Raw genomic sequence first — 17086 nt, 5'->3', positions numbered from 1 at the left:
ATGGGGCGTCAGGCGCCGAGGGCGGTCATCACCACCGCCTTGGCCTCTTCCTGTACCCGGGTCAGGTGGTCGGGGCCCTGGAAGGACTCGGCGTAGATCTTGTAGACGTCCTCGGTGCCGGACGGGCGGGCGGCGAACCAGGCGTTGTCGGTGGTGACCTTGATGCCGCCGATGGCCGCGCCGTTGCCCGGCGCCTCCGTGAGGACGGCGGTGACCGGTTCGCCCGCCAGGGTCTCGGCGGTGACCTGCGCCGGGGAGAGCTTGGCGAGCAGGGCCTTCTCCTCTCGGGTCGCGGGGGCGTCGATGCGGGCGTAGGCGGGCTCGCCGAAGCGGGCGGTGAGGTCGGCGTAGTGCTCGGAGGGAGTCCTGTCCGTGACGGCCGTGATCTCGGAGGCGAGCAGCGCGAGCAGGATGCCGTCCTTGTCGGTCGTCCACACCGAGCCGTCCCGGCGCAGGAAGGAGGCGCCGGCCGACTCCTCGCCGCCGAACCCGATGGCACCGCTGACCAGTCCGTCCACGAACCACTTGAACCCGACGGGCACCTCAACGAGTCGGCGGTCGAGGTCGGCGGCGACCCGGTCGATCATCGAGGAGGAGACTAGGGTCTTGCCGATGCCGGCGCCCGCCGCCCACTGCTCGCGGTGGCGGTAGAGGTAGGAGATGGCGACGGCGAGGTAGTGGTTGGGGTTCATCAGGCCGGCGTCGCGGGTGACGATGCCGTGCCGGTCGGCGTCGGCGTCGTTGCCGGTGGCGACCCGGAACTCGGCGCGCTTCTCGATGAGCGAGGCCATCGCGTAGGGCGAGGAGCAGTCCATGCGGATCTTGCCGTCCCAGTCCAGCGTCATGAACCGCCAGGTGGGGTCGGTGTACGGGTTGACCACGGTGAGGTCGAGCGAGTGCCGTTCGGCGATCCGGCCCCAGTAGGCGACCGAGGCGCCGCCGAGCGGGTCGGCGCCGATCCGCAGCCCGGAGGCCCGGACCGCGTCGAGGTCGAGGACGCTGGGCAGGTCGTCGACGTAGACGCCCATGAAGTCGTAGCGGCCGGTGGTGGGTGCGGCGAGTGCCCGCTCGTACGGGATGCGCCGCACGTCCTTCAGGCCGCCCGCGATGATCTGGTTGGCGCGGTCCTGGATCCAGGAGGTGGCGTCGGAGGCGGCGGGGCCGCCGCTGGGCGGGTTGTACTTGAAGCCGCCGTCGGCGGGCGGGTTGTGCGAGGGGGTGACCACGACTCCGTCCGCGAGTCCGGTGGTACGGCCCCGGTTGTGGGTGAGGATGGCGTGCGAGACGGCGGGGGTGGGGGTGTAGCCGTCGGCGCTGTCGACGAGGACGGTGACGCCGTTGGCGGCGAACACCTCCAGGGCGGTGACCTTGGCGGGCTCGGACAGGGCGTGGGTGTCGGCGCCCAGGAAGAGGGGGCCGTCGGTGCCCTGGCCGCTCCGGTACTCGCAGATGGCCTGGCTGGTGGCCGCGATGTGGTCCTCGTTGAACGCGGTCGTCAGGGACGATCCGCGGTGTCCCGAGGTGCCGAACGCGACCCGCTGGGCGGGGTCGGCCGGGTCGGGGTGCAGCGCGTAGTAGGCCGTGACCAGCCGGGCCACGTCGACGAGGTCCTCCGGAGCCGCCGGCCGGCCCGCTCGCTCATGCGGCATGAGTCCACTTCCTCCGCAGTCGTTGATCAATCGCTCGACGCCCATCTTTCCCTGCCGACGGTGGCGGACGCGAGTGCGGCACCGGCTCCGGCGGCGAAGACACGGCGGGTTCACGGCCGGTTCACAGCGGACGCGGGGTTCCCGGGGCGCGGGTCCTGGGCGTCTCGTGGTCACGCCACTCGAGGCAGGTGGGGCCGGGCGTGCGCGAGGGCCCCCGGTGGTGCCGGGGGCCCTCGCGTGTCGTCGGGTCGGTCAGTGTGCCGCGGAGACCGTCCGGCGGGCGGACGGGGCCTTCGCCGGCTTCGGGTTGAGCACGCGCTCGGCCAACTCGCCGAAAAGCAGCCCGAATCCGACCCACAGCGTCAGCTGGATGGCGAGCGCGGAGAGCCGGAACCGCCACAGCAGGGTGGCCGGGAAGTCCGCGGGGACCTCGTTGATGGCCGGCAGGAACTGGTAGGCGAGCCCGATGACGACGGCGAACCCGACCACCGCGAGCACGGACGCCCACCAGGTCCCCAGCCGCGGCTGGAGCCGCTTGCCGAGGATGGTCGCGGCGACCGCCAGCAGCACGCTGAGCAGCATCATCAGGAAGTACAGGGTGGTCCGCTTGCCGATGGTGTCCGGGTCGCCCACCGACGGCGGGTTGGCCGGGTACTTGAGGAACGGCACCACGTACACGGCGAGCAGCGCGCTGCCGGACAGCAGCAGCGCGGTCGCCCGTGGCGAGAAGCGGCCGACGCGGCCGAGGGCGAAGCAGAAGGCGAGGGCGGCGATGCCGCCGAAGGCGACCCCGTAGACCAGGACACCGGTGGCAAGGCCGGCGGTGGACTGCAGGGAGCGGGAGACGACCTCCATCTCGTGCTCGTGCGCGTGGGCGTCCTCGAAGCTGATCGCCTTGTCGACGTTCGGCTCACCGAGTACATAGGCGACGACGAGGGCGAGCAGGCCGGCGGCCAGGCCGGCGAGCATGCCCCGCACCAGGAGGTTGCGAACCGTTGCGGAGTTCATGGGCGGTACGGCGTCCCTCGCGTCAGTGGCAGGGGAAGCCGAGCAGGTGGCGGGCGTCGTGCACCCACTCGTGGACGTCCGTGCCGCTGAACACGGAGGTGGCGCCCTGTTCGGCGCCGACGAAGTAGAGCAGGATCATCATCAGGATGCCGAAGAAGACCGCCCAGGGAGCTATCGCGGACAGCGGCAGCTTGGCGGGAACGGCAGGGGTGTTGGCTGTCGGCGGAGCGACGGTCTGCGCCATGGCAGGACCTCCTCTGGGAGTTCGCGTCCCAACTCGGTGGTGCGTTGGACGACAGCCACGGGTCTGACTCGCAAGCGCCCGGGGGCTCTTGCATACAGTGGCGCGACCGTGCCGGATTCCCACCGGCTTCCGTCTCGCCGTCGTCGATATCGGACAGACCGTACCGCGTGTCAGGGGCACGGCCAAGACCGCGTCACCAGGCGTGATCTTCGTCTCCCGCCTGGTGGGCGGTCACGGGCGGGGTTCAGCCGGTCGGCGCGAGGCCCAGTTCGCGCGCGCCGAGCGGGGCGAAGAACCGGTCGACGTCGGCGTCGGAGACCTCGGCGAGGGTGGCCGGGGACCAGTGCGGGTCGCGGTCCTTGTCGACGACCTGGGCGCGGATGCCCTCCACCAGGTCGTGAGTGGCGAGGGTCGCGCACGAGACCCGGTACTCCTGGTCCAGGACCCGCTCCAGCGAGCCGAGCCGCCGGGCCCGGCGGACGGCTTCGAGGGTGACCTTCAGGGCGGTCGGCGACCTGGTGAGCAGGGTCTGCGCCGTCTCCTTGGCCGCCGGGTCGCCGTGGGCGAGCAGCCGGTGGAGGATCTCCTCGACGGTGTCCGCGCCGCCGTAACAGGCGTCGATCCAGGCCCGCTGCCCGTCCAGTTCCCCTTCGGGCGCCTGTTGTACGTGCCGGGCGAGGGCCTCGGGGACGGGCAGGTCGGCGAGGTCGGCGACGAACGCCGGGAGCGCGCCGGACGGCAGGTGGTGGTCGGCGAGCCCGCACAGCAGGGCGTCGGCGGCGCCGATCGTCGCGCCGGTCAGGGCGAGATGGGTGCCCAGTTCGCCGGGGGCGCGGGCGAGCAGATGGGTGCCGCCGACGTCGGGGACGAAGCCGATGCCGGTCTCCGGCATGGCGATCCGCGAGCGTTCGGTGGCGATCCGGACGCTGCCGTGGGCCGAGACGCCGACACCGCCGCCCATCACGATGCCGTCCATGAGGGCGACGTACGGCTTCGGGTAGCGGGCGATCCGGGCGTTGAGGTGGTACTCGTCGCGCCAGAAGGCGGCCGAGGCGGTGCCGTCCCCGTCGCGGGCGTCGTCGTGGACGGCGCGGATGTCGCCGCCCGCGCACAGGCCGCGCTCCCCCGCGCCGCTGATGACGACGGTCCCCACGGTGGGGTCGTGCTCCCATGCCGTCAGGGCCTCGGCGATCCGCAGCACCATCGCGTGCGACAGGGCGTTGATGGCCCGGGGCCGATTGAGCGTCAGATGTGCGGCCCGGCCGGCCGTGTGCAGCAGGACGTCGCTCATCCGGACGCCTCCATGACGCGCATGATCTCGTCGGTTCCTTCCAGCAGCGGTGGACGCGGTGGTCAGGGACGATCTTCCCCCGACCGGTCCGTCCACGGCGCGGCGGCTCGGCGCAGGGCGTCGCGGCAGGCCACCACGGCCGGATGCCCGCCCCGGCCACGGCGTACGACGGTGAGGACACGGCGTCGGGCGGCGAGTTCCCGCAGCCCGGCCGTCTCCGGCGGCCCGTTGACGACCAGGCCGGGCAGGAAGGCGGCCGCGAGGCCCTCTTCCACCAGGCGGAGGTGGAGCAGCAGATCGGTGGTCTCGAACCGTACGTCGGGTTCGAAACCGGCGTCGCGGCAGACGCCCGTGGCCCAGCGCCGTGCGGGGGTGCCCTCGGGTTCCATCACCCAGGGGTGACCGGCGAGCCGGCGCAGTTCGGCTCGCGGGCCGGCCGCCGGCCGGGGCGACCGGGGCACGGCGAGGTACAAGGGGTCGTCGAGCAGCGGCTCGTACGCGAGGTCGGCGGGCCGTGGAAGGGGGTTCCCGGGGTACTCCTCGGCGAGGACCAGGTCGAAGTCGCGGGCCTGCAGGGCCGGAAGGGACTTCTCCGGTTCCCGGTGGGTGACATGGACGCGCAGGTGCGGATGGGCCTCCTGGAGCAGCCGGAGCGCGGCGGGCACCAGGGCCAGGGCCGCGGTCTGGAACGTGGCGACGCGCAGGGTGCCGGTCAGCTCGGTCAGGGAGGTGGCGATGTCGGCCTCGGCGCGCTCCAGGCGTTCCAGGACCGCTTCGGTGTGGGCGACGAGGATCTCGGCCTGCTCGGTCAGCCGCACCCGCCGTCCGACCGGTTCCAGCAGCGGGACCCCGACCTCGGCCTCCAGTTGGGAGAGCTGCTGGGAGACCGAGGAGGGGGCGTACGACAGGGCCGCGGCGACGGCGGCGAGGGTGCCCCGGTGTTTGAGTTCGCGCAGGAGGCGCAGCCGGTGCAGATCGAACATCGGCCACCAGCTCCCTGAAGCATGCATCGGATTATCCGACGACTATAGGTCGAAAACATTCGCTGGACCGATCGGAGGAGTTCGCCGGAGCCTTTGGGCATGACCCGATCTCCCCGTGGAAGGCGGCCCGCGTGCTGACCCGTCTCGCGGCCGCCGTGGCCGTACTCGGACTCCTGACCGTCGCCCCCGGTCCGGACCTGGCCGTGGTCGTCCGCCGCGCCGTGGCGGCCGGTGCCCGGGACGCCCTGCGCACCGTCGGCGGGATCGTGACCGGCCTGCTGGTCTGGGGCGCGCTGACCGCGGCCGGGCTCGCGGCGGTACTGGCCGCCTCCCCCACGGCGTACCTGACCGTCAGGCTCCTGGGCGCCGGCTATCTGGTGTTCCTCGGCGCACAGGCCCTGTGGCAGCACCGGCGCCCGGCGCCGGCCGCCGCGGACCGGCGGGGCACGGCCGCCGGAGGCGCGTGGCGGACCGGCCTGTCGAGCAACCTGCTCAACCCGAAGATCGCCGTCTTCTACACCGGGCTGCTGCCCGCCCTGGCCCCGCCCCGGCTGCCCGCCGTCTGGGGCATGGCGCTCCTCGTCCTCGTGCACGTCTGTCTCACCCTCGGCTGGCTGGGCGGCTGTGTGCTCCTGCTCTCCAGGGTCCGCCACGTCCTCGAACGGCCCCGGGTCCACCGAGCGCTGGGGCGGACCACGGGAGTGGTCCTGATCGGCTTCGGGGTGGCGGTGGCGGCGGCCGTCTGACCGCCGACGCGCCACGGCCGAGGTGGCCTTCACCGGCTTGAAGCATCAACTGAACCCGCCAGTAGGATCACTTGAGGCGTCAAGCTACGCTTTCCCCATGGAGACTCCCGAGCCGCGCTGGCTGACGGACGACGAGACGCGCGCCTGGCTCGTTCTGGCCGGGATGCTGGTCAGACTGCCGGCGGAGCTGGACGCGCAGTTGCAGCGCGACGCGGGACTCAGCCACTTCGAGTACCAGGTGCTCGCGGGACTCTCCGAGGCACCCGGCCGCACCCTGCGGATGAGCGAGCTGGCGCTGTTCGCCAACGGGTCGCTGTCCCGGCTCTCCCATGTCGCGAGGCGGCTGGAGGACCGCGGCTGGCTGCGGCGGGGGCCCGACCGGGACAACGGCCGCTTCACGGTGGCGACGCTGACGGAGGCGGGCTGGGCCAAGGTGGTGGGTTCGGCACCGGGTCATGTGGCGGCCGTACGCCGTCTCGTCTTCGACCCGCTCACCCAGACCCAGGTCCGGCAGCTGCGCGAGATCGGCAGCAGGCTGCTGTCCGCGACGGGCGACGCCGGCCGGCCGTTGAGCTAGCGCCGGGGCGGCCGGGCGGGGAGCCCACCGCCACGGCCACCGCCGGGCGAGACCGGAGGCCGCGTCCACCGCGAAGCGCCGGAGGCGGCCGAGGCGGAGGCGGGCCTCACGCCGGGGAGAACGTGAGGACCGGTTTGACGATGTCCGCGCTCATCCGGGCGACCGCCTCGTCGATCCGCTCGAACGGGACGGGCGTGACGAGGCGTTCCGCCGGAAAGCGGCCCGCCGCCTGCCAGTCGAGCAGCAGCGGGACCATGTCTTGCGGGTTGGCGTCGCCCTCGATGCTGCCGCGGATCGTCTTGCCGCCGCCGATGAGGTCCATCGCGTCGACACCGATGTCCGCCGCGCCGAGGCCGACGACGACCAGGGAGCCGAGCGGGGCGAGGGCGAGGGCCGCGTCGCGGACGACCCGCGGGGCTCCGGTGGTGTCGAAGGCGTGGGTCGCGCCGCCGCCGGTGAGGTCCCTGATCCGGTCGACGAGGTCCGTGCCCGCACCGTCCAGGGTGTGGGTGGCGCCCACCTCCGCCGCCAGTGCGCGCCGGTCCTCGGCGAGGTCCACCGCGATCACCGTGCCGGTGCCCAGGGCGGCGGCCGCCATGACCGCGGCGAGCCCGACCCCGCCGCAGCCGAACACGACCAGCGCGGAACCGGGTTCGGGGCGCAGGATGTTCAGCACCGACCCCGCGCCGGTCTGGAAGCCGCAGCCCATCGGCGCGGCGGTCACCAGGTCGGTGTCCTCCGGAACCACGATCACGTTCTCGCGGGTGGCCAGGGCGTGCCGGGCGAAGCTCGACTGGCCGAAGAACGAGGACCAGACGCCGGTGCCCTGCCGGGTCAGGGTGGTGCTGCCGTCCGGGCGGTGCCCCGCGTTGTTCAGGGGCGCGAACCGGGCGCAGTACGCCCGTCGGCCCGCCGCGCAACGGGCGCACGTGCCGCAGCTGTTGTAGCTGAGGACGACCCGGTCGCCGGGCCGCACGCCCGTGACCTCGGCGCCCACCGCCGCCACGACACCGGCGCCCTCGTGGCCGTACACCGCGGGCACTCCCGCCGGCATCATGGCCTTCGTGACCAGGTCGGTGTGGCAGATGCCCGCCGCGGTGAGGCGGACCAGGATCTCGTCGGGGCGGGGGTCCGAGATGTCGACGTCCTGGAGGGTGAAGCCGCTGTCCGGGCCGTACGAGACGGCCGCCTGAGTACGCACGAGTGCTCCGGATCCCTTCGGGTCAGGCGCCGTTGATACGGGCGCGGAGGTCGGTCAGGGTCCGGGCGACGAGACCGCGCAGCGCCTCGGCCTCCGCCTCGCCCGCCGGGGGCAGCAGCCGCTGGGCCAGGCCCGTGGTGGCCGTACTGGCGGCGATCGTCCGGCGGTGACTGAACGTCAGGAAGCCGACCCGGCCGTGGTACGCGCCCATGCCGCTGCGCCCGATGCCGCCCGAGGGCGCGCCCTCCACCGCCCAGTGCGCGGCGAGGTCGTTGCGGGTGACGCCACCGGAGGTGGTCCGCTCCACGAACCGGCGGAACTGCGGCCCGTCGGAGCCGAAGAAGTAGGCCGCGAGGGGGCTGGGGCGGGCGGCCACGTGGTCGATGACCTGGTCGAGGTCGTCGTACGGGTACACCACCAGGACCGGGCCGAAGATCTCCTCCGACGCGATCGTCATCTCCTCGGTCACGTCCAGCAGTACGGTGGGGGCGATCCGGCGGCCCGCGCGCCGGGGCAGGGCGGCGGCCTCCTCCGGCGGGACGAGGGTCACGGCCCGGGCGCCCTTGGCCCGGGCGTCGGCGACCAGGGCCGTGACCCGGTCGAAGTTGCGGTCGTCGATGATCGAGACCACGTCCGGGTTCTCCAGCCAGGTGGGGAAGTAGGTCCGGACCGCTTGCCCGTAGCGGGCCACGAAGTCGTCCAGGCGGGTGCGCGGTACGAAGACGTAGTCGGGGCAGAGGCAGATCTGGCCGCCGTTCATCAGCCGCATGGCGGCGACGCGTTCCGCGGCGAGGCCGAGGTCGGCGTCCGTGCCGAGGACGACGGGGTTCTTGCCGCCCAGCTCCAGGGTCACCGGCACCAGGTTCGCCCCGGCCGCCGCCGCGACCCTGGCGCCGACGGCGGGCGAGCCGGTGAAGAGGAGATGGTCGAACGGGAGCGCCGAGAACGCGGACGCGGCGGCGACCCCGCCGCGGACGACCGCGACCTCCTCGGGGTCCATGCGGGTGGCGACCGCCCGGGCGAAGACGTCGGCCGTGTGCCCGGCCACCTCCGAGAACTTGATCATCACGCGGTTGCCGGCCGCCAGCGCCTCGATCGCGGGCTGGACGACGAGGGTGACCGGGAAGTTCCAGGGTCCGATCACTCCGACGACGCCCTTGGGGCGGGTCTGGACGTAGGCGGGCGTGCCGGCCTCGGCGGAGCCGGGCAGCTCCTCGTCCGCCATCCACTCCGCGAGGTGCTCGCGGATCAGCTGGACGTCGGGGAGGACACCGACGATGTCACTGGCCAGGCTGGCCAGCGGGGAGCGGGAGCCGAAGTCGGCGTCCAGAGCGACGCACAGGTCCTCGGCGTGCTCCAGGACGCAGGCGAGGAAACGGTCGACGCGGTCGAGCCGTACGTCGAGGGCGGGCGGGCCCTCGGCGAGGAACGCGGCGCGCTGGGCGTCGAGGAGCTGCCGCTGGAGGGCGGCGGACGGGTCGGCCGGCAGGGGTGCGAGGGCGGTGCTCATGCGGTGTGCTCTCCGGTTCGGTCGGCGGGGTGGAAGACGGGGATCGCCTCGCCGCCCTCGGGGCGTTCGAAGGCGACGGCGACGGGCATGCCGGCCCAGGGGCGCTCACCGGGACGCAGTCCGCGCAGGGCGGCGTACATCCAGGGGCCCTCGGTGAGTTCGACGAGTGCGGCGGTCCGCTCCGCGCCGGGCGTGCGGCCGTGGACGACGGTCCAGGAGACGACGGTCGCGGTGCCGGCGGCCGGTTCCCAGTCGGCCGTGGCGTTCCGGCAGCGGGGGCAGGAGTCGGACGGGGGTGCGGCATGGGCGCCGCAGGCGGTGCAGCGGCGCAGGAGGAGGTGGCCGCGTGCGGTGGCGTCGAAGAAGAGGTCGGTGGCGGGGTCGCGGCGGACGGCGGGGAGGGTCACGGTGGCTCCGGGGCTCAGGTGTGCGGGTGGGGGCTGAGGACCAGCGTCGAGTGGTGGTCGAGGATGCCGCCGTTGCCGCTGACCAGGACGATGTCGTGGCGGGGCACCTGGCGTTCGCCCGCTTCGCCGCGGGCCTGCAGGACGGCCTCGGAGAGCGGGGTCATGCCCCACAGGTAGTAGGAGGAGAGCTGCCCGCCGCCCGTGTTGACGGGCAGTGCGCCGCCGGGTGCGAGCGCGCCACTGGCCGCGAGGGCACCGCCCTCGCCCTTGGCGCAGAAGCCGTAGTCCTCCAGGGTGAGCAGCGCGGTGAAGGTGTAGCAGTCGTACAGCTCGGCGACGTCCACCTCGCCGATCGAGACCCCGGCCATCTTCAGGGCGGCGGGACCGGCCTGGGCGGCGCCGCTGACCAGGCCGAGGTCGCTGTCGCGGTGCATGGGCCGGCCGGGGTGGGACTGGGACCAGCCGAGCACGTGCACGGGCGGCCTGGCGAGCTGGGCGGCGCGTTCGGCGGTGGTGACGATCACGGCGATGCCGCCGTTGCTGACGAGGCAGCAGTCGAGCAGGTGGAACGGCTCGGCGATCATCCGGGACGCCTGGTGGTCCTCGATGGTGATCGGGTCGCGGAACTGGGCGCGGGGGTTCATCGCCGCCCAGGCCCGCTGCGCCACCGCGATATGGGCGAGCTGCTCGCTGGTGGTGCCGTAGGTGTCCATGTGGCGGCGGGCGGCCATCGCGTAGAGGGGGTTGGCGCCCGCGATGCCGGCCGCGGTGACGAGGCCGTCCCAGCCGGACAGGCCGCGGGCGCCGGCGTAGGCCGCGCTCGCCGAGGACCTCTCCTTCAGCGGGGCGTCGGCGAAGACACAGGCGACGGTCTCGGCCGTGCCGGCCCGGACCGCCATCGCCGCGAACTGCACCATGGCGCCGGCGGTGGAGCCGTACGCCTGCATCTCGGACAGCAGCCGCAGGTCGCGCAGGCCGAGTTGCTTCTGCAGGGCGAGGCCGACACCGGGGGTCACTCCGCTGCTGGTGAGCAGTCCGTCGAGGTCGGCGAGGGCGAGGCCGGCGTCGGCGGTGGCACGGCGTACGGCGTCGGCGGCGAAGTCCGCGGCACTGCGGCCGTACACCTTGCCCAGCTCCGTGATGCCGAGGCCGGCGATGACGGGGCCACGGGCGGGGTTCATGGTCACGGTGGGTCAACTGCCTTTCTTGGTACGACGGTTCAGCGGGCCTGCCAGACGGGGACGCGCTTCTCGGCGAAGGCGCGGGGGCCTTCCTGGGCGTCCCGGGAGGTCATGACGGCCCGGCCCTCCTGGCGGGTCCGCTCCCAGGCGGCCCCCTCGGACTCCACGCGCCCGGTGCTGACGCCTCGGGCGATGCGCTTGCTGGCCTGGACGGCCAGGGGGGCGTTGGCGGCGATCCGGTCGGCCAGGGCGAGGGCCTCGGTCAGGACGCGGTCGGCGGGGACGACCCGGTTCACCAGCCCGAGGTCGCGGGCGGTGGCCGCGTCCAGGGTGTCGCCGGTGAGCAGCAGTTCCATGGCGACCTTGGGCGGCAGCTGGGCGGCCAGCCGGAAGGCGCCCCCGGCGCCCGCGATGATGCCCCGCTTCACCTCCGGCAGCCCGAAGGAGGCGTCCTCGGCCGCCACCACCAGGTCGCTGGCGAGCGCGATCTCGGTGCCGCCGCCCAGGGCGAAGCCGCGTACGGCCGCGATGGTGGGCTTGCCGATGTGGTGGCTGACGTATCCGGCGAACCCCCAGTCCTTCGCCTCCGGCGGCATGATGTTCTCGCCCCGGGCCACCGCCTTGAGGTCGGCGCCCGCGCAGAACGCCTTGTCCCCGGCGCCGGTGATGACGACGGCGCGGATCTCCGGGTCCCGGTCGGCCTCCTCCAGCGCCCGGCCGACGCCCAGGGCCACGGCCGCGTTGACGGCGTTGCGGGCCTCGGGCCGGTTGAGGGTGACGACCAGGACGTGGTCACGGCGTTCCACGAGGACCGCGGGCACGGTGGGGGTCGCCTCCCGGACCGCTTCCTGGGTCGCCGCCGGGGTCGCTCCCGGGGTCGTCTCCTGCTCCTCCAGCACCCCGCGGGCGACGAGCTTGTCGATGTCTTCCTCGGTCAGACCGAGCAGGTCGCGGGCGATCTCCCGGGTGTGCTCGGCGGGCAGCGGTGCCGGTCGCTGCGGCGGGTCGGCGAGGTGCCGCGAGCGGGCCGGGCGGGCCTCGGCGGGCAGCGCCTCGGCGAGCGTCGGCTGCCACAGCTCCGTGAAGAATCCCCGGGCCAGCAGCTGGGGGTCGGTGAGCAGTTCGGGGACCCGGAGCATCGGCGCGGCCGGGACACCGGCCGCCTGGAGGAGTTCGGTGACCTCGCGGGGCGTACGGCCGGCGGTCCAGGAGGCCAGGTCCCCGTCGCCGACGACGGCCCGCAGCCGCTCTCGGTCCGTGTCGTCCCGTACGTCGACGACGCACCACTGGTCCTCGCCCGCGCAGGGGTACACCCCGTCCGCGGTGGCCCGCAGCGAGCCGGGGTCGAGCCACTCGGCCGCCAGGTGCTCGGCGAGGGCGTCCAGGATGATCTCCGCCTGGGCGATGCCGACCGTGCCGCCGCGTCCGGTGGCGCGCAGCCGGATCAGCTGGGCGACGACGGCGGCCGCGCCGACCCGGCCCACCACGTGGTCGGGGTAGATGGTGACCGAGTCGCTGTGGCCGTCCGGGTCGCCGGGGTAGCTCCACAGGTCGCTCAGGCCGGTCGAGGCGCGGACGAGCGGGCCGTAGCCCATCCGGCGGCTCCAGGGTCCGCTCGCGCCGAAGGCGCTGCTGTCGGCGACGATCAGGCGGGGGTTGAGGCCGAGCAGGACGTCCGGGCCGAGGCCCAGGGCTTCGAGGGTGCCCGGCTTGAAGTTGGAGAGCACGACGTCGGCCCCGGCGGCGAGCCGCCGGAAGAGGGCGGCGCCCTCCGGGTCGCGCAGGTTGAGGCCCAGGCTGCGCTTGTTGCGATGGCCCCACGCCGCCGACGCGGTGACGACCTCACCGGTCATGGACTGGCGCCCGCCGTCCGGGAAGGCGCGGTTCTCCACCTTGACGACGTCGGCGCCGTGGTCGGCGAGCAGCCGGCCCAGCTCGGCCCCGGCCACGATGACACCGAGATCGAGGACCCGGAGTCCGGCGAGCGGGTGGGCGCGTTCGGCGGCCGTGGCGCCCGGTTCCCTGGGAGTTCGGGTCTCTGCGAGGACCTCGGCGTTGTGCTCTCCCGGCAGCGGGGCCCGGCGGGAGGGGGTCGCGCGGACGCCGTCGACCTCCAGGAAGCCCGTGGGCACCCGGGCGGTGCGGCCGGGGGCGAGTTCGAGGTCGGCGAGGGCGCCGCGCTCCAGGTAGTGCCCGGCGTGCAGGGTCTCGCCGGGGGTCAGCACGGCGGCGATGGGCACCCCGTGTTCCTGGCCCTGGCGCACCAGGTCGTCGCGGGTGCGGTCCTGGAAGTGGGCGGCGATCCGGGCCTGGATGCGGTCGGCCTCCTGGAAGCGGACGGCGAGGTTCTCGTAGCGCGGGCCTGCGAACTCCTCGGGCTCGCCCAGCCAGGCCCGCAGGCCCCGCCACTGGCGGACGCCGAGGACGCAGAGGCGCACCAGGCCGTCGGCGCACCGGAAGATCGGGTACAGGTGTCCGGCGGACGGCCTGCCGGGCGGCCGGTCGGCGGCCCGCTTGCCGCCGGTGGCGGAGCCGCCCATGCCGAAGCCGGGGTCGAGGAGCTGGGTGACGGCCTCGTGCACGGAGAAGTCGATGTGGTCGCCGTGGCCGGTGCGGAGGCTGTTGTAGTGGGCGAGCAGGGCCACCCAGGCCGCCTGGAGGTTCGCGGACTCGGTCACGAGCGAACCCAGCGGCGGCAGCGGCGGGCGTCCGGGCAGACCGGAGCGGGACAGCAGGCCGCTGAGGGCCGCGTGCACGGCGTCGGTGGCCGCGTATCCGGCGTACGGGCCGGTGAGGCCGAAGTCGCTGATGGTGACCAGCACCAGCCGGGGGTTGCGGGCCGCCACGGTGTCGTAGCCGAGGCCGGGGAGGTCGGACCGCTCGGACTCGATCCAGATGTCGGCCGTGCCCAGCAGGGCGCGCAGGTCGCGGCGGCCGTCCTCGGTGTCCGGGTCGAGGGTGACACCGCGCTTGCCCGCGTTGCGGACCGCGAAGTAGAGGCTGGTGCCCTCGTGCAGCGGGGCCCGGCCACGGGCCTGGGCGCCGGCCGGCGGTTCCACCAGGACGACGTCGGCGCCGAGGGCCGCCAGGAAGCGGCCGGCTCCCTCGCCGCGTCCGTCGGTGGTGTCGACCACCCGGATTCCGTGCAAGGGCATTGCTTCGGTCATGGCTCAACCTCCGGGCTGGCCGGCCGACGCCACGACGCACCGACGCGGGCATGCCGGACCCACCCGTGGCCTGGGGCGATGAAGGGGTCACGACGGGGGTGCGGGGCGGGAACGCCCGTACCAGCGCGCGTCGGAGAGCCGCGGCGGCCGGGTGTCGGCCGTGTGAACTCCGCGTTTCCGTGTCCTCAGCCTCACCCGGGGCGAACGCGCCTGTACATGTCCGTTTCGCTGATGTGCACGTGTCCGCGGCGGCAACGTCACCGGCTTCTGGAGGCGGCGCGAGGACGGTGATCTACTGGCCCGGTGGACATCCAGCAGTTGCGCTACTTCCTGGCCGTCGCCGACGAACTGCACTTCGGCCGGGCGGCGGAGCGTCTGCATGTGACCGCCTCGCCGCTGAGCCGCCGGATCCGGGAGCTGGAGCACGAGCTGGGCCGCGATCTGTTCGTACGCGAGCACCACCATGTGGAGCTGACGTCCTTCGGAGTGGTCTTCCGGGGCCGGGCCACGGACGTGGTGCGGGACTTCGACGCCCTGCGCGAACTCGCCCGCGACCGTCCGGACGCCCCGCGCTGCCGGGTCGGGGCGGCTCCCCTGACCCCGCCGAAGGTGCTGGACACGGTCCTCGCCGTCTACCGCGAGACGGCGCCCGGGGTCGACCTGCCCGTCACCCTCGCCTCCTCGGCCGAGCTGCTGGACCGGCTCGCCGCCGACCGCGTCGACCTCGCGGTGGTCCATCTCCCGCTCGGCCGGGCCGACTTGGAGAGCCTGGTGGTCGCCCGCGGCAGGCTCGGCGTGGCCATGCCGGCCGACGACGAGTTCGCGGACCGCGCGACCCTGACGCTGCGGGACCTGCGCCACCGCCAGGTGCTGATGACCTCGGCCAAGGTGCACCCGTCGGTGATGGGCGAGCACCGGTCCGCGCTGCTGGCGGCCGGCGTCACCCGCCTGGTGTCCCTCCCCCACAACGACGTCGTCCAGATCGCCGCCCATGTACTGCGCACCGGCGCCCTGGCCCTCACCGTCCTCGGCGACGACCTCCCCACCTCCCGCGTCTTCGACTCCGCCGCCTTCCGCCTCGTCCCCCTCGACGAACCCGGCCTGTCCCTGCGCGTCGGCATCGCCTGGCGACCGGACCCGGACCGGTCGGTGCCCGGACTCCGCGAGGCCCTGGCAGCACTGCGCGAGCGCTACGGGGAGGCCCCGGCGGCGCTGTGACGGGGCGTCGGGCGCGGTCGCCGGGCACCGGTCGGCGGGGGGCCGGTCAGCGAGGCGCCGGTCAGCGCACGCCCGGTCAGCGCGGGCCCGGTCAGCGCGGGCCCGGTCAGCGCGGGCCCGGTCAGCGCGGGCCCGGTCAGCGAGGGGCTGGTCGGCGAGGCGCCGGTCAGCACAAGCCCGGTCAGCACAAGCCCGGTCAGCGCACGCCCGGTCAGCGGTGTCGGGCGGGACATGCGCGTCATGCGGGTCAGGCGGGTCTCTCGGGTGCGGAGGAGGCGGTTCGCGTGGGGCTGAAGCTCTCCGGTGGCGGGGGCAGTGGGGTGCCGGTGGGGGCGGCCGCGTAGACGTAGGCGTCCGGGCGGAGGGCGAGGGTGGTGGTGCGGTGGGCGGCCAGCCAGGCGAGCAGTACGCCGTCCTCGTCGACGACGGCGCCCTCGGCGGGCCGTGAGGCCGCCGGCAGGACGGTCAGGGTGGGGACACCGAGCCGCTCCCAGGCGGGCTGCGGGGCGAGCGGGCCCGTGTGCAGGAGGAGCCAGCGGCCGGCGAGTACGTCGTCCAGGCGGACCCGGGTTCCGGAAGGGCCGGTGACCCAGGGCTGCGGGAGCTGCTTGCCGACGGCCTTGGTGCGGGGGCGGGCCTGGAAGCCCTCGGCGTAGGAGGCGACCGGTATCCAGTGGGAGTCCACCAGCCGGGAGTTGAGGCCGGAAGCCCGGAGCAGCGCGCGCAGCGCGGTGTCCCGGGCACGGGCCACGGGGAGCCGTCGTTCGGTGATGATCCGGCCGACGAACACCGCCCGCCTGGTGATCTCCTTGACGTGCGGCTTGCGTTCGGTCTCGTAGGAGTCGAGGAGCGTCTCGGGCAGTTCGCCGCGCAGTACGGCGGCGAGCTTCCAGCACAGGTTGGCCGCGTCCCGCACGCCGGCCGCCATGCCCTGCCCGATCCACGGCGGCATCGCGTGCGCGGCGTCGCCGGCGAGGAAGACCCTGCCCACCCGGAACCGGGCGGCGCAGCGGACGTGGTGGCTGTAGACGGTGGCGCGCAGGATCTCGATGTGGTCCCGGCCGATCCCGTACTGGGACACCATCGCGTGGATGGCGTCGTCGGTGGTCAGGTGCTTCTCGTCGTCACCCGGCAGGACGGGGAACTCCCAGCGGTGGTGCCCCAGCGGGGTCGGGCAGTCGACCGCCGGCCGTGCCGGGTCGCAGCGGAAGCGCAGCCGGTCGTGGTCCGGCCACGGCTTGAGCATCTTCGTGTCGACGACGACCCAGCGGTCCTCGTACGTCCGCCCCTCGTAGCCGACGTTCAGCTGCGCCCGGGTGAGGCTGGAGCCGCCGTCGGCCGCGATCACGTACTGCGCGCGCAGCCGTCGTACCGAGTCGTCGGCGCCCACGACCGTCAGCTCGACGCCCTCCGCGTCCTGACGCAGCCGCAGGCAGTCGTGCCGCAGCAGCACCTCCACGTTCGGGTACCGGTCGACGCCCGCGCGCAGCACCCGCTCCAGGGCCGGCTGGTAGAGGAACATCTGCGGCGGATGCCCGTGACCGCGCGGACTGGGGCAGGCGCTGAGGAACGTACGCCCCCGTGCGTCGACGAAGTCCAGCGGCCGCTCGGCGAGCATGTCCCGCTTGAGCCGGTCGGCGAGGCCGACGCGCTGCCAGATCCGGATGACCTCCTCGTCGGTGGAGATGGCCCGGGCCCGGGAGTGGACCTCGGCGTCCCGCTCCAGCACGACGACCCTCAGGCCCGCCCGGCCCAGCAGGTTCGCGGCGGTCACCCCCGTGGGCCCGTACCCGATCACCGCCACGTCGTAGGCGCCGCCCTCGCGCTCCCCGTTCTCCCTGTCCGGGTACCTCATGTCGCTCCTGTCACGATGGATTGATGTAGCGTTCATTCCAATTGGAACA

Annotated in this window: 15 protein-coding genes and 1 riboswitch; of the genes, 3 read left to right on the top strand and 12 right to left on the bottom strand. The window is 74.0% G+C overall.

The window, feature by feature from the left end:
- Positions 1-8: 8 nt before the first annotated feature.
- The 5 genes from pgm to ACGFZS_RS18360 all read right to left on the bottom strand — a co-directional run bounded on the left by pgm (position 9) and on the right by ACGFZS_RS18360 (position 5175).
- On the bottom strand, positions 9-1649 hold the full coding sequence (gene pgm, locus ACGFZS_RS18380; RefSeq protein WP_393795939.1) for a phosphoglucomutase (alpha-D-glucose-1,6-bisphosphate-dependent): 1641 nt from the start codon (positions 1647-1649) through the stop codon (positions 9-11).
- Positions 1650-1901: 252 nt separating this feature from the next.
- Entirely contained in the window at positions 1902-2657 is a 756-nt protein-coding gene (locus ACGFZS_RS18375) for a CbtA family protein (protein ID WP_393795938.1), read from the bottom strand.
- 22 nt (positions 2658-2679) lie between these two features.
- Positions 2680-2901 carry a CbtB-domain containing protein gene (locus ACGFZS_RS18370; protein ID WP_355715506.1) on the bottom strand — a complete coding sequence of 74 codons (222 nt, stop codon included), beginning with the start codon at positions 2899-2901 and terminating at the stop codon, positions 2680-2682.
- 36 nt (positions 2902-2937) lie between these two features.
- Positions 2938-3078, bottom strand: a riboswitch (cobalamin riboswitch).
- A 67-nt stretch (positions 3079-3145) separates the two neighbouring features.
- Positions 3146-4192, bottom strand: coding sequence for an enoyl-CoA hydratase/isomerase family protein (locus tag ACGFZS_RS18365; protein ID WP_393795937.1), 1047 nt, complete (start codon positions 4190-4192; stop codon positions 3146-3148).
- Between the two features lie 62 nt (positions 4193-4254).
- Positions 4255-5175 carry a LysR family transcriptional regulator gene (locus ACGFZS_RS18360; protein WP_393795936.1) on the bottom strand — a complete coding sequence of 307 codons (921 nt, stop codon included), beginning with the start codon at positions 5173-5175 and terminating at the stop codon, positions 4255-4257.
- Positions 5176-5306: 131 nt separating this feature from the next.
- Between ACGFZS_RS18360 and ACGFZS_RS18355 the strand changes: the two genes are divergently transcribed.
- Positions 5307-5921: a LysE family translocator gene (locus ACGFZS_RS18355; RefSeq protein ID WP_393795935.1), complete on the top strand. Its 615-nt coding sequence runs from the start codon at positions 5307-5309 to the stop codon at positions 5919-5921.
- 97 nt (positions 5922-6018) lie between these two features.
- Positions 6019-6498, top strand: a complete 480-nt coding sequence (locus ACGFZS_RS18350; RefSeq protein WP_393795934.1) for a MarR family winged helix-turn-helix transcriptional regulator — start codon at positions 6019-6021, stop codon at positions 6496-6498.
- Between the two features lie 106 nt (positions 6499-6604).
- On the opposite strand, the gene ACGFZS_RS18345 is transcribed toward ACGFZS_RS18350, so the two are convergent.
- Genes ACGFZS_RS18345 through ACGFZS_RS18325 form a run of 5 tightly spaced genes read right to left on the bottom strand, consistent with a single transcriptional unit; the run spans position 6605 to position 13964 of the window.
- On the bottom strand, positions 6605-7699 hold the full coding sequence (locus tag ACGFZS_RS18345) for an NAD(P)-dependent alcohol dehydrogenase (RefSeq protein ID WP_393795933.1): 1095 nt from the start codon (positions 7697-7699) through the stop codon (positions 6605-6607).
- A 22-nt stretch (positions 7700-7721) separates the two neighbouring features.
- Positions 7722-9209 carry an aldehyde dehydrogenase family protein gene (locus tag ACGFZS_RS18340; RefSeq protein ID WP_393795932.1) on the bottom strand — a complete coding sequence of 496 codons (1488 nt, stop codon included), beginning with the start codon at positions 9207-9209 and terminating at the stop codon, positions 7722-7724.
- Positions 9206-9616 (bottom strand): Zn-ribbon domain-containing OB-fold protein, encoded by a 411-nt coding sequence (locus ACGFZS_RS18335; protein ID WP_393795931.1) that lies wholly within the window; start codon positions 9614-9616, stop codon positions 9206-9208. The genes ACGFZS_RS18340 and ACGFZS_RS18335 overlap by 4 nt, the downstream gene beginning before the upstream one ends.
- Positions 9617-9630: 14 nt before the next feature.
- Positions 9631-10797, bottom strand: coding sequence for a thiolase family protein (locus ACGFZS_RS18330; protein ID WP_393796029.1), 1167 nt, complete (start codon positions 10795-10797; stop codon positions 9631-9633).
- Between the two features lie 38 nt (positions 10798-10835).
- Entirely contained in the window at positions 10836-13964 is a 3129-nt protein-coding gene (locus ACGFZS_RS18325) for a crotonase/enoyl-CoA hydratase family protein (protein ID WP_393795930.1), read from the bottom strand.
- Between the two features lie 303 nt (positions 13965-14267).
- On the opposite strand from ACGFZS_RS18325, the gene ACGFZS_RS18320 reads away from it, so the two are divergent.
- Positions 14268-15182 (top strand): LysR family transcriptional regulator, encoded by a 915-nt coding sequence (locus tag ACGFZS_RS18320; protein WP_393795929.1) that lies wholly within the window; start codon positions 14268-14270, stop codon positions 15180-15182.
- On the opposite strand, the gene ACGFZS_RS18315 is transcribed toward ACGFZS_RS18320, so the two are convergent.
- Both ACGFZS_RS18315 and ACGFZS_RS18310 read right to left on the bottom strand, forming a co-directional pair.
- A complete protein-coding gene (locus ACGFZS_RS18315; RefSeq protein ID WP_393795928.1) occupies positions 15155-15415 on the bottom strand; it encodes a hypothetical protein in 261 nt (86 codons plus the stop codon). The two genes, ACGFZS_RS18320 and ACGFZS_RS18315, sit on opposite strands and share 28 nt — an antisense overlap.
- Positions 15416-15429: 14 nt before the next feature.
- Entirely contained in the window at positions 15430-17037 is a 1608-nt protein-coding gene (locus ACGFZS_RS18310; RefSeq protein WP_393795927.1) for a bifunctional 3-(3-hydroxy-phenyl)propionate/3-hydroxycinnamic acid hydroxylase, read from the bottom strand.
- Between the last annotated feature and the right edge of the window lie 49 nt (positions 17038-17086).

The organism is Streptomyces sp. NPDC048288 (assembly GCF_043201555.1).
Lineage (GTDB): Bacteria > Actinomycetota > Actinomycetes > Streptomycetales > Streptomycetaceae > Streptomyces.
The sequence above is the reverse complement of the archived record's forward strand: the minus strand, read 5'-3'. Positions and strand labels throughout refer to the sequence as shown.